The organism is Tessaracoccus flavus (assembly GCF_001997295.1).
Classification (GTDB): domain Bacteria; phylum Actinomycetota; class Actinomycetes; order Propionibacteriales; family Propionibacteriaceae; genus Arachnia; species Arachnia flava.
The window spans coordinates 3,027,496-3,048,220 of the sequence record NZ_CP019605.1; the positions used below are offsets into that span (position 1 = coordinate 3,027,496).

16 protein-coding genes are annotated in these 20,725 nt (G+C 63.5%); 6 read left to right on the forward strand and 10 right to left on the reverse strand.

Annotated features, from left to right (window positions below):
- The first annotated feature begins 25 nt into the window (after positions 1 to 25).
- The 3 genes from RPIT_RS13885 to RPIT_RS15115 all read left to right on the forward strand — a co-directional run bounded on the left by RPIT_RS13885 (position 26) and on the right by RPIT_RS15115 (position 4,685).
- Positions 26 to 1,183 (forward strand): glycosyltransferase family 2 protein, encoded by a 1,158-nt coding sequence (locus tag RPIT_RS13885; protein WP_162274584.1) that lies wholly within the window; start codon positions 26 to 28, stop codon positions 1,181 to 1,183.
- A 691-nt stretch (positions 1,184 to 1,874) separates the two neighbouring features.
- Positions 1,875 to 3,140: an IS256 family transposase gene (locus RPIT_RS13890; RefSeq protein ID WP_077344348.1), complete on the forward strand. Its 1,266-nt coding sequence runs from the start codon at positions 1,875 to 1,877 to the stop codon at positions 3,138 to 3,140.
- A 903-nt stretch (positions 3,141 to 4,043) separates the two neighbouring features.
- Positions 4,044 to 4,685, forward strand: coding sequence for a hypothetical protein (locus RPIT_RS15115; protein ID WP_143028305.1), 642 nt, complete (start codon positions 4,044 to 4,046; stop codon positions 4,683 to 4,685).
- On the opposite strand, the gene RPIT_RS13895 is transcribed toward RPIT_RS15115, so the two are convergent.
- The 6 genes from RPIT_RS13895 to RPIT_RS13920 all read right to left on the reverse strand — a co-directional run bounded on the left by RPIT_RS13895 (position 4,668) and on the right by RPIT_RS13920 (position 13,078).
- Positions 4,668 to 5,795, reverse strand: a complete 1,128-nt coding sequence (locus tag RPIT_RS13895; protein ID WP_077343985.1) for a polysaccharide pyruvyl transferase family protein — start codon at positions 5,793 to 5,795, stop codon at positions 4,668 to 4,670. The two genes, RPIT_RS15115 and RPIT_RS13895, sit on opposite strands and share 18 nt — an antisense overlap.
- Positions 5,792 to 6,631: a glycosyltransferase family 2 protein gene (locus tag RPIT_RS13900; RefSeq protein WP_077343986.1), complete on the reverse strand. Its 840-nt coding sequence runs from the start codon at positions 6,629 to 6,631 to the stop codon at positions 5,792 to 5,794. The genes RPIT_RS13895 and RPIT_RS13900 overlap by 4 nt, the downstream gene beginning before the upstream one ends.
- A gap of 301 nt (positions 6,632 to 6,932) precedes the next feature.
- Positions 6,933 to 8,414, reverse strand: a complete 1,482-nt coding sequence (locus RPIT_RS13905) for an ABC transporter ATP-binding protein (protein WP_218121669.1) — start codon at positions 8,412 to 8,414, stop codon at positions 6,933 to 6,935.
- A 271-nt stretch (positions 8,415 to 8,685) separates the two neighbouring features.
- Complete coding sequence (locus tag RPIT_RS13910) at positions 8,686 to 10,050, reverse strand: IS1380 family transposase (RefSeq protein WP_169835162.1); 1,365 nt, start codon at positions 10,048 to 10,050, stop codon at positions 8,686 to 8,688.
- 321 nt (positions 10,051 to 10,371) lie between these two features.
- Positions 10,372 to 11,349 (reverse strand): polysaccharide pyruvyl transferase family protein, encoded by a 978-nt coding sequence (locus tag RPIT_RS16205; RefSeq protein WP_077343988.1) that lies wholly within the window; start codon positions 11,347 to 11,349, stop codon positions 10,372 to 10,374.
- A gap of 451 nt (positions 11,350 to 11,800) precedes the next feature.
- A complete protein-coding gene (locus RPIT_RS13920; RefSeq protein ID WP_077343989.1) occupies positions 11,801 to 13,078 on the reverse strand; it encodes a nucleotide sugar dehydrogenase in 1,278 nt (425 codons plus the stop codon).
- A gap of 650 nt (positions 13,079 to 13,728) precedes the next feature.
- On the opposite strand from RPIT_RS13920, the gene RPIT_RS13925 reads away from it, so the two are divergent.
- Positions 13,729 to 14,202 (forward strand): hypothetical protein, encoded by a 474-nt coding sequence (locus RPIT_RS13925; protein ID WP_143028304.1) that lies wholly within the window; start codon positions 13,729 to 13,731, stop codon positions 14,200 to 14,202.
- Positions 14,203 to 14,379: 177 nt separating this feature from the next.
- Here RPIT_RS13925 and RPIT_RS13930 read toward each other — a convergent pair whose 3' ends face one another.
- Positions 14,380 to 15,360: an O-antigen ligase family protein gene (locus RPIT_RS13930; protein ID WP_077343991.1), complete on the reverse strand. Its 981-nt coding sequence runs from the start codon at positions 15,358 to 15,360 to the stop codon at positions 14,380 to 14,382.
- 93 nt (positions 15,361 to 15,453) lie between these two features.
- Here RPIT_RS13930 and RPIT_RS13935 point away from each other — a divergent pair, with 93 nt between their 5' ends.
- Positions 15,454 to 15,921: an arsenate reductase/protein-tyrosine-phosphatase family protein gene (locus RPIT_RS13935; RefSeq protein WP_077343992.1), complete on the forward strand. Its 468-nt coding sequence runs from the start codon at positions 15,454 to 15,456 to the stop codon at positions 15,919 to 15,921.
- Here RPIT_RS13935 and RPIT_RS13940 read toward each other — a convergent pair.
- A complete protein-coding gene (locus RPIT_RS13940) occupies positions 15,910 to 17,790 on the reverse strand; it encodes a glycosyltransferase (RefSeq protein WP_077343993.1) in 1,881 nt (626 codons plus the stop codon). The genes RPIT_RS13935 and RPIT_RS13940 overlap by 12 nt on opposite strands.
- Before the next feature lie 150 nt (positions 17,791 to 17,940).
- Between RPIT_RS13940 and RPIT_RS15275 the strand changes: the two genes are divergently transcribed.
- The gene (locus RPIT_RS15275) at positions 17,941 to 18,225 is read left to right on the forward strand and encodes a PqqD family protein (RefSeq protein ID WP_077343994.1); all 285 of its coding nucleotides are present in this window, start codon (positions 17,941 to 17,943) and stop codon (positions 18,223 to 18,225) included.
- Between the two features lie 5 nt (positions 18,226 to 18,230).
- On the opposite strand, the gene RPIT_RS13950 is transcribed toward RPIT_RS15275, so the two are convergent.
- Positions 18,231 to 20,060, reverse strand: coding sequence for a polysaccharide biosynthesis protein (locus RPIT_RS13950; protein ID WP_077343995.1), 1,830 nt, complete (start codon positions 20,058 to 20,060; stop codon positions 18,231 to 18,233).
- Positions 20,061 to 20,302: 242 nt separating this feature from the next.
- Positions 20,303 to 20,722: a hypothetical protein gene (locus tag RPIT_RS13955; RefSeq protein WP_077343996.1), complete on the reverse strand. Its 420-nt coding sequence runs from the start codon at positions 20,720 to 20,722 to the stop codon at positions 20,303 to 20,305.
- Positions 20,723 to 20,725: the final 3 nt, after the last annotated feature.

Here is a 20,725-nt window from a genome sequence, read left to right on the forward strand (position 1 = left end):
AACTGCTAGCTTACAGTCCGACGCTTTGGAACAATTGGGGATTGTCTACCTCAACACGCCTGCAGGAAGAGAGCTGAGTGTGGTGCCAATTGAACGACCGGATGTCTCTGTGATTGTTCCGATTTATAACGCAGAGAAGTATCTGTCGGACACATTGAAGAGCCTCACTGCCCAAACACTAGACACACTCGAAATCATCCTGGTCGACGATAATTCGACGGATTCCAGCCCAATCATCTGCAAGAAGTTCGCAGATGTGGACAAGAGAATCCGAATCTTCACGAATACGACCCAGATGGGCGTCTCCGCATCTCGGAATCTGGGCTTGCGTCATGCGCGGGGGGCATATTTCGCCTTCGTTGACAGCGATGACATCGTCCACGAAGAGATGTATATGCGCCTATTCAAAACTGCGGTGGCGGCCGACGCCGATATCGTGATTTCAAATCTGCGCGTCGTACACGACGGTGGGTCTCGCCAAGTTGTGACCTACAATCGCCATCCCAAGAATGTACAACTGGGACGGCACTATTTGATGACGAACGTTATCGCACCGCTTGTAGGCATCAAAATCGACCCTTCACTGTTCGTTGGCAACTCTGCATGTGATAAGCTCTTCCGCGCCAGCAACGCCAGAAATGGTGGTATCACGTTCGACGAGGGACGGCTTAGGTTCGAAGACCGACTCTTTGTGGTCGAGTTCCTCGCCACAGCGAAGAGCGTGACCTTCGTTGACGAGGCCTTCTATAGCTATATCCGGCGACCGAAATCCCTGCAAACGCGCTACAACCCAGGCGAGCTAGACGCCGTCATATCTAACCAACTCCGGTATCGTGAGTTATTTGAGAAAGACTTTGATTTCGATAGCCCAATGGCGGTTCAATATCGAGTCTCGGCAATCACAGATGTGATATTTTCGACGCTCTCCCACAGCCGCGGTCATTCAGAGGCCAACAAGCGAACGACTGAGGTGCTCTGCAATCCCCATGTCGTAGAGTGGTATTCAAAGCTTCAACCTCCTGGAGCCACTCCCTTCTATCGGGTCGTCAGGCGGTGCATCAACTCGAACCACTACACACTCGCCCATCTTCTGTTCCAAGCGAAGTTCCTGCCCGTTCGGCTGAAGCTCTTGGCCCGCCGTCTCGCGGTCCGCACGGGAATGATGCCGCAGTCTGTCGCATGAGTGTGCCGCTGCGTCACCCAGTGGCTTGTCGCTGAGACGTCTCTGAGTTTGCGGTCGATTCGGTCAGGAGTCCTGCCCGGTGCGCTTCTCCTTGTCGGCGCCTCCGTCCGGGATGCGGCGCACGACAAGCCGGCCGGGACCTGCTCGCTCTTCTCGGACTTGAACGCGGGGCAGGGCACTTCGGCGACCTGCGCCGGGGTGAGTATTCGAGGGCGTCGGGGCCACTGGATATTGCCCCCAATCCGGTTGGGTGAACACACCCTCATGCTCCCCATGCCCCGGGGACCCCGCCCATACACCTCGGCCTCGCTCTGCCCCGCGACCTCGTCCCACGCCACCCCGGCAGCATCAGCGGCATCCTGCACCGCCGTGACGCTCTTGCGTGACATCTGCTGCGAAACCGCGATCGCCCGCCCGGACAGGCCCTCGGCGCGCATCTGCAACACCAGCTTCGCTCTGACCTGACTTCCACAACACCCTCCGTGGAACGCCGCGGCGGCGAACAGATGCCCAAGTCAAGAGAGATTCCCGTTGAGAACCGGGGCACTAGGGTCTGTCAGGCAAACGGTGTAAGTGGCTCCAGTGCCCGTGAGGGCAGGAGGAAGTCATCATGACCGAGAACCACGTCATTTCCCTCGAGGAGATCGAGGCGTCAGCCAGACTGGACGACGTGACCGAACCACATCCATCGATGCCGCAGGAGCCGGCTGATCTGGGTCCAGATCAGCGGGAAGCGATCGCGCACATGGTGCGCCAGGCCAAGGACGCCGGGATCGCGTTGACCGGCCCCGATGGTCTGCTCAAAGCGTTGACCGCGCAGATCGTCGAGGCCGCCCTTGACGAAGAGCTCAACGAGCACCTGGGCTACGACAAGCACAACCCGATCGGCCGCGGCAGCGGGAACTCCCGCAACGGGACCCGGGCCAAGACCGTGCTCACCGACACCGTGGGTGCCATTGACATCCAAGTCCCGCGGGACCGCAACGGCACCTTCGAACCCCAGCTGGTCAAGAAACGTCAACGGCGATTGTCGGACATGGACGCGATGGTGTTGAGCCTGTTCGCCAAGGGATTGACCACCGGGGAAATCGCCGCCCACTTCGCCGAGGTCTATGGCACCAGCGTGAGCAAGGACACCATCAGTCGCATCACCGACCGGGTCGTCGACGAGATGACCACCTGGATGGCGCGGCCGCTGGAACGCATCTATGCGGCGATCTTCATCGACGCGATCGTGGTCAAGGTCCGTGACGGGCAGGTCCGCAACCAGCCGTACTACGCCGCGATCGGGGTCGACCTGGACGGGCACAAGGACATCCTGGGCATCTGGCCCGGCAACGGCGACGGGGAGTCGGCGAAGTTCTGGTTCGCGTGCCTGACCGAGCTGAAGAACCGCGGCGTCCAGGATGTGTTCTTCATCGTCTGTGACGGGCTCAAGGGTCGGCCCGACAGCATCGGCAACGTGTTCCCTCAGGCGAAGGTCCAGACCTGTTTGCTCCATCTCCTGCGCAACAGTTTCTCGTATGCGTCGAAGCGGCACTGGCCCGAAATCGCAGTCAACCTGAAACCCGTCTACGAAGCCGCCACCGCAGCCGATGCGCAGCGGGCGTTCGAGGAGTTCGCCGAGAAGTGGGGCAAGGCCTACCCGGCCATGATCCGGCTCTGGCGAAGCGCCTGGGCCGAGTTCGTGCCGTTCCTGGACTACGACCTCGAGATCCGCAAGGTACTGTGCTCCACCAACGCGATCGAGAGCCTCAACGCCCGCTTCCGGCGGGCGGTGAGGGCACGGGGACACTTCCCCAACGAGCAAGCCGCCCTGAAGACCCTGTACCTGACCGTGAGATCCTTGGACCCCAAAGGCACCGGCCAGACCCGCTGGGGCATGCGCTGGAAGCCCGCCCTCAACGCCTTCGCCATCACCTTCGCAGACCGCATGCCCACAACCCAGAACCAATAAAATGAAAACCGCCACTTACACCGAAAATCGGACAGTCCCAAATCGGCGAACTCTCTGGGGATGCTACGTTTGAGCGTGGGAACGGTCAGCGGAGGCGATTGGGACTTGGAACCGTCGCGACTGCATGACCTGAGGGTATTCGCTGCTGTTCATGCGCGAGTTCATGGTGCCGAGTGGCACGAGACGCAGTTTCCCGAGGTCGTGGCGAGACGCCCGCGCTTCGCCGGACTAGGTGCGGAAGCCGTCGGATCATATCTTGACGAAGTCGACCGCATGATTGAAGCGATTAGATCACGTGGGTATAAGTCGCAGCGTGAACTTCGTTCGGGGCGTCCTTGGGACGAGGTTCTGGTAGCGGTCGCCCGCACTGGGGAGATCCGTTTCGTCGATGGACGTCACCGCCTCGCGATTGCCCAAGCACTGAGTCTCCCATCGATTCCGGTCCTGGTCACACTTCGCCACTCAGACTGGGTCGATTTGGTCCTCTCAGCACATCGAGGGATGCCGCTGCCAGCCTGGACCCCACCCAGGCACCCTGATCTCGACGGGTTCAGAACGTGCTGACAAGCGTGTCCTTGCCTTCCGCCGCGCGCGATTATCGTGTATCCACCGGTCTACGACCCATGCGTCAACTTGGAACTTCGGACTAGGCTGGGGTTCATGTCAACGAGCGTCAACAGGCGGATCTGGTGCTTGTGGGAGCCCGAGGGCTCGCTTCCCCCCTACCTCCAGTTATGCCTCCGGACGATTGAGCGAAATGCCGGAGTGCCGGTGACGCTCTTAGCCCCTCGCGACGTCGAGGCATTGGCGCCCGATCTCGATCCCGGTCTCGCGGCGAAGGTTCGCCGACCAGGCCAAAGGTCGGACTACTATCGTTCTCACCTGCTAGCCGCCCAAGGTGGGATGTGGCTCGACGTCGACGCGGTGGTCGTCGGCGACCTGAATTGGGCCTTCGAGGGGGCGGAAACCTCAGGGCTCGCGTTTCGGCGCAACCAGATCGGAATTTCAACCGCGCCGTTGATAGCGTCTTCGAGGTCCCCAGCGATGCTTCGATGGATCCGGCTTCAGGAGGGAATTCTTCATGAACTGAAGCCTGGATCAGATCTTCTTCCGTGGACTTCGCTGGGCGCCACTAGCCTCACCGTTGCGGTTGGAGATGATCCCTTCTTCCAACTTCCCAGGTCTCGGGTCGCACCCCTTCCTTGGACCCAGTCAGACTGCTACCTCAGCCGCTTCACGCGGCCGGACCAGCTCCTGCGGCCTGAGGTCAGCAGTATCAACCTCTACAACGAGCGATTCCCGACGTGGCTTAAGAATGCCACCGCAGATGAGGTGCTCGCCTCGCCGATCATGCTGGCAAGGCTGCTCCGGGTTGCGCTGGGCCTATCGAAGCCCGAAGACGAACATCGCAGGCTTGACCCCGTCGGCGCCGCAGTGGAATCGGTTGGGCGTCTCGCGGCTCATGCCAGCGTTGCTGCCAGTGGTCGAGCCCGCCAACTGGCGACGCGGCTCCTATCGACGCGACGCTCAACCTCCGCTTCTTGACCCGAGGGGCTGGGCCACGAAGGCATCCAGCCCTGCAAATTGCTGCTCGGCCATCGCGCGAAGTTCGCCGACGGCGAAGGGGGCGCTTCTTAGGAGTTCGCTCACGCTGTTAGCGACGTCAAGCTCAGCAATCTCCTCGAGGTTGATCCACTCACCCGGAAAGGCAAGGTCGCGAAGGACATGTTCCGTCTTTGGTGAGTAGGAGATCGGAAGAACCCTTTTCCCAAAGACCCAAGCAAGAATGACGGCGTGAAAGCGCGTTCCAATGATTACGCTGGCAGTCGACAGCAGGGTCAGCGCAGCGAGCAGATCCCCGTCGTAAGTGTACGATCGGACGCTGGCTCCGGCCTTGTCGAGTTCTTGGCTCAGACGTTTGGCGGCCGCCACGTCTTGCTCACTACGGCAGAAACTCATCAGCACCACATCCAATCCTGCTGCGATGCAGGCGAGTGCAACCTCCGACAATTTGGTCGTGTAGGCATTCGAGTGTTCGCGAAGACTTGGACGTGTTTCTAGGTCGATGACCGAAATAACAGCAGTTCCGTGATCAGCCGTCTCGCCCGGATCCATGGAAAGAATCACATCGGGCGCATACCGACAGTTCGGCAACTCCTCAAAAAGTTCGGCGGACACTTTATCCCTGAAGCATACGTCAGCACCTCCTCTCAAGAGAGCCTTGTATTCATCCAGGAAATGAGGATCCTCATAGGGTCCGAAATTTGACCCGACGACGTAAGTCTGTTTGCCGGATCCGAAGCGAGCGCGCATTGCGGGCATGCGTTGCCGCCATCCTTCCCGCTCTATGAAGATCGATCCGCCGATGTTGACGACCGCGTCGCTGCGAGCCTTGTACAGGCGCTCGAGCGCAGGCCCCAAAAGAGGCCCCAGGGACAATCGGCTCAGGATTCGGTCCACGCGTGCCAACCGCGGAACTCTTCGGAAGTTGTCAAGCGCCTCAAACGCTCGGGACTTTCGCCGACTGCAGGCACCATAAAAGAGCACTTCGGGATAGCGTTCGCATAACACTTTGACGAAAAGGTCATCGCCGAGGTTCTGCTGCCAGTAGGCGTGCACGTAGATTCTCAGCGATCTGGTCTTCGTCGAACTCATTGGACACCTCGTCCTTGGTCGCGCAGACGCCGGGCAAGGCGCCACGTCCACCCATAGCGGCGGTGGTACCACGCGAGTTGAGCTCTGAGGCGCCGATTCTCGCGGTTCAAGAGGTGGAGCGCAACGCCGGTCTCGGTCAGTAAAGCTTCCCGGTGGTCGGGGTTATTTCGGGCGATCGCGGCCCGCGTGGCGCGGACGGCCGCCTCCTCAAGCCCCTGTTGACTCTGGCGAGACCCTGCGCGAATCCGGTGATAGAAGACCGCGTTAGCAGCCTTAACGGCCCGTCCACCCTCCGCGAGTAGCCTCACCCAGAATTCGTAGTCTTCGTGTCCCACTCTAAGCGACTCATCGTAGCCGCCGATGCGTTCCCAGTCCGAGCGGCGGAACATCGAGCAAGAAGGTAACCGGTTCGCGGTCAGTATGTCCGCTAGGCGAACCTCCGAAGCCTTCTTGTCATGGCCAGTGGCATCACCGAAGAAAATCACGTCTGCGTAGGCGATGAACACGTCCTCGTCGCGTGCTAGGCCCGACGAAGCCGCACGGGCAAAGTTCGGGCTGATTCGGTCGTCCGCGTCAAGGGGCAGAACAAATTCGGTCGCGAGAATCTCTACTCCCCTGTTCCGCGCCGCGGCGGGCCCGGAGTTTCGCGTGTGGATGACTTTGACCGAGGGCGGGAGATCCTCGAGCATGGTGAGGGTCTCGGCGCGTGTCGAACCGTCGTCCACCACGACGACGTCTACGGGAACGTCCTGCCCGAGGGCGGACTCTACGGCTTCTCGGACATGGTCCGCCAGGTCGTTGAAGCAAGGGATCACGATCCCAACTTGAGCGGTCATCCGAACTCCTCCGACAATGCCCCGTAGGCGGACCGGAGAACCCAATGCCGCCGCACAGCGGCTGGCGTGAGCTTCAGCTCCAGCAATGCCAAGATGGTACCAAGAGCTGCTGCTGCCCGCCGCTCCTTATTCATGCGACGCTCAATGTCCGAAGCCTTGTTCCGATTGCACAGCCCAATGTGGCGGTCAACGTGATAGAGCCATGCTCCCGGCTCATTCGGTATGCGGCGGCGGTAGCATGAGGGAACAGATCGGATCACCCGACTTGATCCAACGCGGCGAGCCACCCAGCTCGGCCACCTCACTCAGCTCCCAGACCGCCACGGAGGGCACGTCTATAGAATGAACTGCGGGTCTTGAGCGCGTCTGGCGAATCGAAGCCGGTGACGCGGCCCCGTTCTACGACCGCAATACGATCGCAGTAATCGAGGGTGGACATGCGGTGAGCGATTATAATGACCGTCACGCGGCCCTTGAGTTCACCCAGTGTTTGGCGGATCAGTGCCTCGCTCTGACTATCGAGCGCTGAGGTGGGTTCGTCGAGAATAAGCACCTCGGGTGAACCCGCTAACGCGCGAGCAATCGACATGCGCTGGCGTTGACCTCCAGACAGTTCTCGACCCCGTTCCCCGAGGCTGGTGTTGAACCCGTCGGGAAGCGCTGTTACGTCGGACAGAACGTTCGCCTGTGCGGCCGCCCGGTGCAGGTCCTCGTCGGTGATGCCCGCTCTGAAGAAGCGCAGGTTTTCGGCCACCGTGCCGGTGATGAGGGATGCCTCCTGCGAGACGAAGGCCACACGTTTCGTCCACCACTCCCTTTCTATATTCCGCAGGTCCCTTCCTCCGGTGGTGACGGTCCCCTTATCCGGCGCCCGAAGTCCGAGCAGCAGTTGCGCGAGCGTGGACTTGCCAGCTCCTGATGGGCCGATGACACCGACCATCTCGCCAGGATTGATCGTGAGGGTTGCGTCCGTAAGCCCAACTCGTCCGTCCTCGTACTTGAACGTCACGTTGCTGAGTTCGATAGGTGTAGTTGAGGGAGGCGTCTGATCTCCCCCCTCCGCTGGTGCTTGTTCGTACCTCTGGATCGTTTCCTCGACCTGCTCCAGAAAAGGGGTATTTGCAGCCAACGAACCCGCATAGGACGCCAGCGCTTGCCCGTAGGACAAGGAGCGAAGCATGAGAAGCATGATGGCCCCGACGGCTGCCAGCTGACCCGAGGCAACCAGGCTGAGGCTCGCGACGCCAAGCAAGATGGCGCCATAGGCCAGTGCAACGTAGACAGGGGGAACGGCGGAACTCAGAAGCCCGACCTTCCGTTGGGATTCCGTGGCGGCCTGGGTCAGGTCATCGATGCGGGTGGTGAAGCTGCGACGCACACCGAAGGTCTGCATTTCCATACCCAGGGAGCCCAACTCGGCCACGGCCTTTGCGAAGCCTAGGTTGGCCTTGGCCGAAGCCCGAGACCGGGAGCGCAAGTGCCGTCGTAGCGGGATCAGGACCGATCCGACGGCGCTGAGAGCTACCAGAACTGCCAACGTTCCAAGCGCATCAATTGCCAGCCCGGTGGTCAGGAAGGCGGTCAGACTGAGGAGGGCGATGATCGCCTGCGTCAGGGTCCCGACGGCATTGCTCACGCGCGTCACGAAGCTGGTTAGAAGCTCTTGGAGCCTTCCGGCAGGCTCCGCCGACTGAACCGCCCAGCTCGAGTTGAGGTAGGCGTGGGCGAGCCGTTGCCGCTGATCGGATGTGACCGTCGCGGTCAGCCGGGTGGAGATGAACACCGCCCACAGGCTCAAAACCAAACGTGCGACCAAGAGCCCGCCTCCAACCCAGAGCGCGGTTGTGGTTCTAATGGTCTGGCCCAAGAACGGTCCAACCCGCTCCTGACCCCCGATTAGCCTCCCTCTTTCATGAGGCGGCTTGAGAGCTGCCAGCTGGGCTGTCGGCGCCCGATCTGAACACTGGGCCGGGTGAGGGCGTGACTGTTGGCCGGCTGACGCTGCCGGTGGGCGGTTCTCCAGGTTTCCTCGGCTTGGTGCGGACGGGCTGGGGTCAGTGCGGTGGTGGGATCGCGGCGATCCGGGCGAACGCGGCCACCAGGTGCTCGACCCAGGGCCAGGTCTTGGGTAGACGCAGTCGTCGCCGTCGGGCGCCGTGAACGAGTCTTGCCGGGACGTGCAGCAGCCGATACCTGAGTGCCTTTGGTTCGGCTTTGGCGAGGTCGCCGTCGAGGGCGAGCATCTTGAGCCAGGCCACCAGATCGGCGGCGATCATCGTCAGTGCAAGCCAGGTCTGGTTGATGGCGAACTCGCGAGACGGGAAACGTCCCAGCCCAGAATCCTTGGCGTGACGGATCCGGTCCTCGACCCGGGCATGCGCCCGATGCCGGGCCTCCAGGAACTGCAGAGTGCCGCTCGTGGTGTTGGTGGCAAACGCTTGATACCGCCACCCGTCGTGGACTTCGAACAGCGACAGTTGAGCCCCGGGATGGGGGCGTTCGCGGCGCAGGATCACCCTCATCCCGGCCGGCCAACTGGTCAGGTCCAGCAGTCCGGTCAGTTCGGCGACGTCCCCGCCTTCTCGGACCTCACCCTCAGCGGTGAGCGCGGGGGACCACAAGCCTGCGGGAAGTTCGGTGATCGCGGCACGCACCTTCTCGCCGATCGTGAACCCCACGCTGTAGTGCAGCGTCCTGCCTCTGACTTGGCCTTGCGCATGGAGCCAGTCCAGCAACTGGTGAGAGGCGCCGGCACCGTCGCAGCGGATCAACAGGTTGCGTCGATACGGCATCGGGATCTGGGTGATCGCCTCGCCCAGGACCTGAATGTGATCGACGGCCGTGTTCGACCCGGCCCGGCCTGTCCGCAGCGCGGCGGCGAGGAACTCGCCCGTGTTGTCGCACCACACACCGATCGGGTGATACCCGAACGTCCTCTTAAACGTCGGCGACGCCAACTCCTTCTCCGAATGCGTCACCACGATCGTGGCATCGACATCCAACACGATCGTCTCTCCGAGATCGGTCCCGGCGACCTTCGAGGCCGGGACACCGCCAGCGGCTGTCAGTTGGGCCCAGACGTGGCGACGGACGCGGGCCCGGGCCGCCTGGATCTTCCTGCGCCTGGCGTCGGTGACCTCGTCCAACGCACGCCACACCGTCGGAGCAGACGCGACCGGCCCCAGCACCTGCCCCTGGTGGCGCAGCACGTCGATGTCGGAGATCGCCTCCCCGCCGTCGGCGAGCATCACCGCGACATCGGTCAGTACCTGGCCGCGGTCATGCACCGAGGGGATGAACGAACGCCGGGCCATCGCCGTCGATAGGGCTCCGGTCAGGCCGGTGTTCTCGGCCAGCATCCTGAGTCCGATGCTGCCGGCGTGGGCGATCACCGCGCCGCCATCGCCGGTCACGGACATACCGGTGGACCACGAAGTACGCTTCACCTACGGAGTGCCTTCCGCTTCAGGGGTTTTGAACAGTCGCATGTCCAAGTATCCCGTAGTCAGAAGGCACTCCGGCCTATCTGCAGCACGCGTCGCTCACTCCGCCATGAACGATCGAGGTTAGCGCCATCGCGATTCCCGTAATGATGACCAGGAAGAGAGCCTCAAGGAGGGCACCGACGAAGGAGGTTCCAGCAAGAAGCGCCACGGAACCGCGGTACCGCGCCACCAATGCTCTCAGGGGAGCCTTGCCCCTGGCGACTGGCCGTGCCTGTTTAGGTTGCCTCATCCGCCTTATCCTCGGTCCCTAGACTTAGCACTTGGCGGATCCTGCCCTGCGCCCGCCGCGGCGTTGCCCAGGGTAGAGCTGGCGCGGAGGCGCTCGTAATGATGACGGCGAATTGCTCTGGCGGCACGGTTGGTGACCCCGCGTCGAAGGGCAGGCTCCAGGTGCCGTGGCCGCTGGCGCCAGAGAGCTCGTCGATCCTGGGAGTCAAGTCCGACCCACCGGCAACGAACCGGCTCTTGCGGCAGATTTTGCTGGATCGTGCTCTCGTAGAGCCGCAGTGCTTGTTCCTGACCTGGATCGAAGATGGACTCGAGTCCGTTTTCGTGGAGGAACGACCGTAGCCGCTCGAAGTTGGAGCGAGTAGCCCGATTCATAGCATCCGCGCTGAACCATTCAACGAGTTGGGCGACAGTCATGAACTCCTCTCGGGCGGGCGCGTACCTGGCGAGTTGATGGTACTCGGCGAGTTCCGCGGTTCGGGAGTCGTGAGGAATCGTGAGCGAGGGAACCCCGGCCAGAAGTGCAGCGATGTTGCCATGGATCCTGGTCCCGAAGGAGAAATCGAAACTGCGTAGCCGGCCTATCCAGGAATCGGCATCCAACATGAACTCCGCGGTCCCCGAGCGAAACTGAGGATGGCCAGCCCAGATGGGCAGTCGACGATCTCGACGCATCGGACTTCTCTTGGAGCCCCAGAGCATCAATCCGAGAGTCTGCAGGTCTTGGGGAAAGTAGACGGCTCGGTAGTTTAGTTCGGCGTCAGCGACTGCAGCGCCCATCCTGTCGACAGAGGTCTCGACGTTGTAGGCAACGAGGGTGTCCTCGCTGATCACGGGGTTGGGGACGGAGTGCGATGGACCAAACATTGCCATCGAAGGACACCCGATGACAGCAGTGTCCTTGAACCCGAGGGTGTGTAGATAGGCTTCTGTCCGTTCCCCCGAACGCCGAGGCGTGCACTGCGATCGAGCACGGCACGACAGAAGGCGGCAATGTCATCCCTCATGGGTGTTAGGTTCGCGAAGCCTCCATCTGGTCCACTCTGAGCGCCACCTGAAAGCATGATCACCGGGATCTTGAGTGCCGATACGAATCCAGTCAGCTGCCGGAGCCGATCCCGGAAGCCGGGTCGAAATGCATTCGCCAAGGGAAGAACGACCGCGTCATATTCCTCGTTGACGCGCGGAGCGCCGGCCGGATCGAAGTCGAAACCATTACAGTGAATCGTCGTGTCTGTTGTGGAAAGCAGCTTGTAGGCCGCGGTCGTGAACAGCAAGTTCCCGTTGTTATTGCTGATCAGATTCCGTCGGTAGACGTCTTCGGCATCGAGTCGGTCGGTTGGCGCCTTCGCTGCCCGGAGAAGGATGCGTTTGGGCGGGGACTGCATCAGACTGGATTCCTCACGATAGGACGACGCTGCAAGGCCTTCTCCACTCAGAGACGCCAGGTTGAGTGTCCCAGAGGTAGGGCACCCCTAAGGTCCACGAACACTCGACGGGCCCCCACCAGTGGTTCCGTTAGTGCAGTCAGCTGTTCAACGTAGGCACGGTGTGGCACCGCCAAGATTATGCCAACGTAGTCGGTTGCATCCCACTGGTCCTTAAGCTGCAGGCCGTAGTAAAGTTCGGCTTCGGCCGGGTCCGCCCAGGGGTCGTTGACATCCACGTTGATGCCGTAACCCTCCAGTTCGGAGATGATGTCCACGACGCGGGTGTTGCGTAGGTCGGGGGTGTTCTCCTTGAAGGTCAGTCCCAGGATCAAGACCCTGGAGCCGTTGATTGGCACGCCCGCCTTGGACATGAGCTTGACCATCTGCGAGGCCACCCAGGGACCCATCGAGTCGTTGATGCGGCGGCCGGCCAGGATGATCTCGGGGTGGTGGCCCACCTGCTGGGCCTTGTGGGTGAGGTAGTACGGATCGACGCCGATGCAGTGGCCGCCGACGAGGCCCGGGGTGAAGCGCAGGAAGTTCCACTTCGTGCCAGCGGCCGCCAGGACGTCATGCGTGTCGATGCCGAGCTTCCCGAACAGGATGGCCAGCTCGTTCATGAGCGCGATGTTGACGTCGCGCTGCGTGTTCTCGATGACCTTGGCGGCCTCGGCCACCTTGATGGTCGGGGCTTTGTGGGTGCCCGCCGTGATGATGCGACGGTAGAGCTCATCGACGAAATCCGCGGCCTCGGGGGTGGAGCCCGAGGTGACCTTGACGATCGTGGAGACGCGGTGCTCCTTGTCGCCCGGGTTGATGCGCTCAGGGCTGTAGCCGGCGAAGAAGTCCTCGTTGAACGTCAGTCCGGAGATCTCCTCGAGGATCGGCACGCAATCCTCTTCGGTTGCACCGGGGTAGACGGTGGATTCGTAGATGACGACGTCGCCTGGCTTCAGGACAGCCGCGACGGTGCGGGTGGCAGAGAGCAGCGGAGTCAGATCGGGACGCTTGTGCTCGTCGATCGGCGTGGGGGTCGTGACGATGAAGACCGTGCAGTCGGCAATGTCCGCGGCGTCAGCGGTGAAAGACAGGGACTGGACGGACGCGAATTCCTCGGCGGTGACCTCCAGGGTGCGGTCTGTGCCGTCCTTGAGTTCGTCGATCCTGCGGTGGTTGATGTCGAAGCCCACGACGGGGAGTTGCTTCCCGAACTCGACGGCCAGCGGTAACCCGACGTACCCCAAGCCGATCACGGCGATCTTCACGTCCTCAACGCGCTGCATGTTTCCCCCATGTGCATCGCTGGCACTCTGATGAGCTGCCATCAGGGAACACACTATCCGGACGTCCACCCAAGGCTCTACTCGGCAGGAACCGCCTGGCAAGAAAATTGTCAGTGCTGGCGATTATCTTGCGGGCGTAGTTTCGGCGACCCTGATCCAGCGTGCCCGATCGTGGCGAGACTGATCACCTGCCACTTTTTGAGCGCCTGAACTCTCACGAAATGACGCCCGTCGACTTGTAGGGTAATGGGTTTCTCGATGGAACTCAGAAGGGTCTTGGAGTCTCGGGCGCTTCACGGTTGTCCGAGCCGGCGCCGCGCTAGGGTTGCCGCATGGGGGATGGCTCACTGACGTTCGTGGTTCCAGTCCGAGACCCGAGGGGGGTCAGGAACTGGTCCCGCATGATGGAGTTAATGGCCGCTACTTTCGATTCCCTGAGCCGAGCTCAGGGGCGTGTTGTGGTATCCGCGACACGTGGCACGCAGCTACCTGCTCTTCCCCCTGGGGCGCGGCTCGTTGAGGTGGATCGCCCCTATGTCCCTTTGCCGGAGGGGGAGGGGCCCGCTCGATATGCCGCGGTACGACGGGACAAAGGAGCACGAATTATCGCAGGACTGGTAGCGGAACAGCCCCGTGGGCACGTGATGGTGGTGGATTACGACGACTTCGTATCGTCGAGGCTTGCAGAGCTCCCGGCGGCCGACCCAGACTCTGTGGGCTGGTTTGTGGACAGCGGATTCCTCTTCGACGGTGGCAGGCTAGTCCTGAAGCACCCGTCGAATTTTGACCGCATGTGCGGCACTAGCCTGATTGTGCGAGCTGATCTGTTGCGCATACCAGACACGTTGGATGATGTAGATGAGACGTTCGTGGATAGGGCCTTGGGGTCTCACATCTTCTTGAAGAATGACCTAGCGGCAGTGGGCACACCGATGAGACCCGTCGCGTTTCCGGGGGCAGTATATCGAATTGGTTATTCAGACTCAACGAGCCCGCCGAAGGCGATTCTCACTGCTTATCTGTCGCCCGGCCGGATGTTGCGGAGACCCAAGCAGTGGGCCCGAAACGTCCGGCTGTTGCGGTTGACATCCAGCATCCGTGGCGAGTTCGGGCTGCCGAACTAGCACCGATCACTTTCACCGGCTCGGCTAATTCGTCGTAGTTGGTTCGCAGAACTGCTAATTCGTCTCGCCTGGTCGTTGCCTGCCGGTCACGGGAGCCAGGCGCCGATGACTCTGACGGCGTTACGTCATCCGTAGTGGTCAGCCACTGGTCTGTCTCCTGCGGTGCTTCGACTCCTCTCAGGCGCGGTTCACCCCAGACCGGGAATGGCTGGCCAGCCCCACCACCATGCCCATCGCCAGCGGGATGGCGGGGAACTCAAGCAGGTGGTCGACGAACGTATGGATGAACAGCGCGGCGACGGCGGCCGCGCCCAGTAGCCGTGAGCGTGGCTCGGCAGGTACGAGTTGAACGAAGGCGAGGAGCACGAACGTCGCGAAGAGGATCACCCCGATGATGCCAAGCTCTGACCCCACCTGGAGCACCGACATGTGTACCCGTTCGGTGTCCGAATCCAGAGTCAATCCGCCGATCGCCCTGAAAGAGCCCGGACCTCCGCCGGTGACGGGGTGCTTCGCCCACAGCCCCAGGGCCTCCGACCAGAGCTGCCGTCGCGCGCTGCTGAAGGCTTGCGTGTAGGCCGGCGGCCACTCGGACATCCGCGCGGCGTGCATGACGGTGGCTCCGGCAGCCACCACCATCAGGGCCGACGCTGGGATCACCCACGGTCGGCGCTTGGCTGGCCCGATCGTCGCGACGGCGACGGCCACCAGGTAGGCAATCAACAGGACGAGGCCAGCCCGGCTGAGCGTCCACGGGACGGCGACGGCGAACAGCGCAGCAGCCCAGATGGCCCAGGACCGCGCCTGCCCCCGGACGCTCAGCGCCGTGATGGCGGCCACGGCGGAGAGTTGGACGGCCAGCGCGGCGTTGGCGTTCGCATAGCCCAACGGACTACTCGCCCTTCCCAACACCGTCACGCCGGCCAGCACGTAGACGGAGAGCGCCAGCAGGGACGCGGCGAACCATCGCGGGATGCCTCGGGTCTGCAGCAAACGGCCCGCGGCCACTCCCAGAGCTCCGAAGGTCGGTGCGGTGAGGTAGGGGAGGGCGTCGGCGAAGGCCGACTCGTGGGAGATCGCCGAGGCAACCACCCACGTCCCCCAGAGACCGAGCAGCACGATGCCAGCACGATCGATGAATGACAGGTGCACCTTCATCAGCCTCCCCCTGCTTCAGACTACGCGGCGGCTGGTAACCCAGGCCGCGTTCCCGGACGGCTCCCGCGCGGGGATACCTATACAGTCGTGGGCATGCGATGGGTCTTTGTGTGCACGGCCAACATCTCGCGCTCGCCCTACGCCGAGCGTCGGATGGCTCAGCTCCTGGGGGACACATCCGCGGTCGAGGTGGCCAGCGCCGGGATCCCCGGCTTCGACGGCCGGCCGATGGACCCGCAGATGGCCGCTCTGCTGGAGGTAAGGGGCGTTGACGCGTCGGACCATGCGAGCCGCATCCTGACCGAGGACATCCTCAGGGACGCCAGCCTCGTCCTGACCATGGAGTTCTCCCATCACATGGCCATCCTCGAGAAGTGGCCGTGGGCTACCGACCGGGTGCGCGGCCTCGGTCAGTTCGCGAAGTCGGGGCAGCGCAACAGCATGGTGTGGGACATTGCAGACCCCTATCGACGCGGTCGCGGTGCAGCGAAGAAAGCGGCGCAGCAGATCGACCAGTACCTCACCGAGATCCTGCCGCTCGCGCAGGAGTCAGCCCGGTAGCTTGGCGCGAAGCCCCTTGAGCCAATGGATCAGGCCGACCGTGCCGTTGAGGCCCAACGCGTTGTAGAGCAGGCCCACCACGCGCATCTTCGGATCGCCGTGACGAACCGGTAGGTCGCCCGCGTCCCTCTGCCACGTGCGCAGCAGCCGCGCCGCGGAGGCCGAGGGCACCTGGGAATCAGGGTGGTGCAGGTTCAGGCCCGCCGAGATCAGGCTGCGGATCTGCAGATAGTTGATCAACGACGCGAACTCGGGCGTGTGCAGGTGGCCAGTGAGACCAGCCAATCGCGAATTCGCCGACGTGAGTTCCTCGTACTTGTGCGGCCTATATGCAGAGGTCAGCGATCCCGGACGAGGCCGGTGCTTGTACAGCTGTTCTGGCAGGAGCGTGATCCGGCGAGCCTGCAGAAGGTACCCCGCGTTGAAGATGATGTCCTCGCGCAGGGACAGGTCCTCCTCGAAGAGCACCGTATGGTCTCGGAGTACTTCGGTGCGCAGTAGCTTGCCGTGCATGTTGAGGGTTCCCAAGCGTATGCCCTCGGCTATCGCAGTTGCGCTGTCGACGATGCGTCCCTCGCGGGGCCAGCCTGACATGACCGCGTCTGTGTGGCCCAAGGCCGAGACGAGGGTTTCGACGAGGGTGGGGGAGACCACGTCGTCGGAGTCGACGAAGGTGAGCAGCTCGCCGCTCGCCACCCGGATGCCGGTGTTGCGGGTGGCGCCCACGCCCTCGTGCTTGCGGCGGATGACTCTCACCCGGGGGTCGCCGTCGGCGATCCGCTGCAGCATGGCGAGGGAGTCGTCGGTGGAGCCGTCGTCGACGCAGACGATTTCAAGGTTGGTGTACGTCTGCGCGAGCACCGAGGTCAGGCAGTCCTCCAGGTAGGCGGCCGTGTTGTACACGGGGATGACGACCGACACCAGCGGGGGCTCGCCCGGCCGGGGCTGGGCGGATTGCGTGGCCGCCGAGACCGGTGTGGTGGCCGTCCCCCACCCCAGTTTGACCTTCAGCGCGCGGCCGATGCGGGCGGCGCCGTCGGTGAGGCGCTTGAGGCGGATGCCGTCGATGTCCGTCGCGTTCGGCGGGATGCGCGACGTGGCGCGGAGGAACTCCTCGCTGGGCCAGACCGCGTGCCAGACCAGGCCCGGCCAGCGGTGGACCGGTTGCTCGCGCAGGTTCGCTCGCCACGCCTCCAGGGACGACACCTCGCCGTGGATCACGTGCCGCCAGCGGACGATGTCGGCGGGAGAGGCACCGTCGTCGGTGCTGACGGGGACGCCCATCAGCGGCAGCACCTCGTCGAGCGCTTGGCTGCAGCCGGTGGCGCGAGCGACCTCGGCGACGTCGGCGCGCTGCTGCTCGGACCACCCGGCGGACAGGTGGATGAGATGGGCCAGCTCGGCGGCGTGGCGGGAGTTGTCGGCCCGGCTGCGCGCCGAGTGCAGGGCGAGGATGAGCGCGCTGGAGGAGAAGTCGGGGATGTCGACGCCCTGGTGCGCCGAGGTGATCTCCTGTCGCCGGCTCCACAGGACGTCGAACACCTCGTCGGCGCTCCGGAGGAAGCCGGGGTAGACGCGGTGGACGTCGAGGTCGACCGGCCACGTGTCGTGGATGAGCGTGACCGAGTGGTTGCGCACCGGGTAGTCGTTGTACCTGCCCATTCGGGATCGCCACCCGATGGCGGCCATGGCCTCAAGGTAGGCGTCGACGTCGGCGGGTGCCACGAGGACGTCGACGTCGGCGTGGGTGCTGCGCTCCCGGAGCCCATGGTGGGAGAGGGATTCACCCTTGATCACCAGCACGCGGTGGCCGTGGCGGCGCGCGACGTTGATTGCGAGGGCCCGGAGCAACGCCAACGATTCGTGCATCGCAATGCTCGAGAGGGGCTGGTCGCTGCGCGTGGGCGGGCTGATCGTTCTTCCCTTTCGCGGGGCGTGGAGGACGCCGCCAATCTACACCGTCGACGGGTGCAGAGAGTGAGCGGCGGCTGCAACGTCGGCCGCACTACCATGACGGGCATGAGCGAACGTGAGCCGCGGTGGCAGGTCCGAGGGGACGTCGCGTGGACGGGCAGCGGCGACCGCTTCGTCGCCATGGCCCTGGCCACACCCGAGAAGCAGCCCCTCGTCCTCGAAGGCCCAGCGGCGCTCATCTGGCAGACGCTCAGCGAGGGACCGCTGGCTGAGACCGACGTCGTGGCCCAGGTGGCCGAGCTCGCCGGCATCGAACCGGGAGTGATCACCGACGACGTCGCCGCGTTCCTGCGGCAGCTGGAGGACGCGAAGCTCGCGAGCTGCGGCTGAAGGCCTTACGTCCGCACCTCTGGGCGGATCGACTGCTCGCTGTCGAGGATCTCCAGCACGTCGTCGCTGGAGAGCACATCGTCGGGCACCATCTCTGGGCTGAGGCTCGGCACGTGGACCGCGCTGATCAGGGGATGGCGGCTGTCGGAGCCGATCTCGGCGGTGCTGAACAGCACCTCGTGCATCTTCTCGCCATCGCGGAGACCCGTGAACTGGACCTCGATGTCTTTGCCGGACTCGGCGATCATGCGCTCCGCAACGTCGAGGATCCTCACGGGTTCGCCCATGTCGAGCACGAGCACGTCACCGGGCTCGCCGATGGCCCCCGCCTGGAGGACCAGCTCGCAGGCCTCGGGGATAGTCATGAAGTAGCGCGTGACGTCCGGGTGCGTGACGGTGACGGGGCCGCCCTTTTCGATCTGCGAGCGGAAGGTGATGAGCACCGAGCCCCGGGAGCCCAGCACGTTGCCGAAGCGCACCGACAGGTAGGGCAGGCCGTAGAACTCCGCGTACCAGGCGGTGAGGCGCTCCGCGAGCCGCTTCGTGCGGCCGAGGACGCTGGTGGCGGCGGCGGCCTTGTCTGTGGAGATGTTGACGAAGCGCTCGACTCCGGTCTCCTGCGCCATGCGCAGGACGTTGCGGGTGCCAAGGACGTTCGTCTTCCATCCCTCGACGGGGAAACGCTCGAGCATCGGCAGGTGCTTCAGCGCCGCGGCGTGGAAGACCACCTCGGGCTGGTGCTTGTGGAAGACCTCGCGGAGCGCTTCCTCGTCGCGGATGTCGCACAGGATGGTCTCCTCGCTGTTGAGGAGGCCGTGACCGTAGATGTCGAGTTGGACGCCGTGCAGGGCGGACTCGTCGCGGTCCAACAGCAGGAGTTGCTTGGGGCCGAGCATGTACACCTGGTTGGCGAGCTCGGCACCGATCGAGCCGCCCGCGCCGGTGACGAGGACCCGCTTGCCCGTGATGTATCCCGCGATGGAGTGCAGATCGGTGGAGATGGGACGTCGGCCCAGGAGGTCGGCGACGTTGAGCTGGCGGATTGAACCGATCGTCACCTGGCCGCCCACCATCTCTCGCACCGGCGGGACGATGAGGAGCTCGAGACCGTTGTCGCGGCAGGTCTTGTCGATCTCCTGGATCAGCCTGGGGCTGGCGGAGGTCACGGCCAGGATGACCACCTGGGCCTCGGTGTTCTGCGCCACCTTGGCGAGATCCTTGCCTCGGCCCATCACCCGGATTCCCCGGAGGCGGAGATGCTTCTTGCTCCTGTCGTCGTCGATGAGGCCGACGATGCGGTAGGGCGGCTCCTCAGACATGTGCATGAGCTGGACCACTTGGAGGCCCGCATTGCCGGCGCCGTAGATGAGGGCCGGCACCGCGCCGTCGTAGTCCCTCTTGGAGCGCGCGTCGACGAGGCTGCGGAACAGCCACCGGGCGCCACCCATGATGAGGAGCGCCATGGGCGGTGCCGCGAGCGTGACGCCCCGGGGGATCTCGGTGTCGACGGCGGTGAAGAGAAGCAGGAGCGGGGCGGCGATGACCGCGACGATGAACGCCGTCCACGACGCCTCACTGAAGCTGCCGATGCGGCTTCTGCCGAGGTAGTGCTGCGTCAGGAACCCCGCGATGATCTGCCCGAAGACGGCGAGCGTCGTGTAGACGAAGGTCATCTGCCACTGCGCGGTGGTCAGCGTTAGGTCGTAGCGGGTGAGCGCGAAGGCGAAAATCCCGAAAATCCAGGCCAAGGCGTCCCAGATGATGAGAGCCATCCGCCTAAAAGCGACTGGCAGCCTGCCGATGGCGGCGCCGAGATCACCAGTGTTAACCGTCATGCTTTGAGTCCCCCAACCCCGATCCACACTAGGCTATCTGTTCCCTTTCCGATAGCCCAAATGCGACCGCGGTTGGGGCCGTAACCCTTCGACAAGTTCAGGGATCAGTTCTTGGGCTCAGGGGTCAGTCTTGGGGGCGGTGACCGCGGTTCTTGGACTCAGGGGGATGTATTGGGGGCGGTGACCACGGTTGGGGCCGTTACCCTTCGACAAGCTCAGGGATCAGTTCGTGGGCTCAGGGGTCAGTCCTGGGGGATGGTGCCGTTGAGCGTCCAGTCGAGGAATTCCTTGAGGTCGCCGGTCTCCCCGTCGCGGCCGCCGCGGCCGATGACCAGCGGCGCCAGCGTCGGGGTGAGCTTCACGCCGCGGAGGCGCTCCTTGAGGCCTCCCGGCACCACGAGGGAGTAGTAGTTGCCGTCGGTGTCGATGGCCACCGAGTGGTTCGTGCGGAGGTACCAGCCGACCTTGTCGGTCTTCACCACATGGCCGTCCAGCGTCGTCGCCTTGAGGGGGCGGGGGGCGAGGCCCTTCTCGTTGGCGGCCGCGATGAACTCGTCGATCAGCACCTTCGCCCGCGCCGCTTCCGCCCGGGCGTTGCCCTGGCTGAGTTCATGGCGGATCTTCGCCGCCCGCTGGCGCTCAGTGAGGTGCTCGTCTGCCATGAG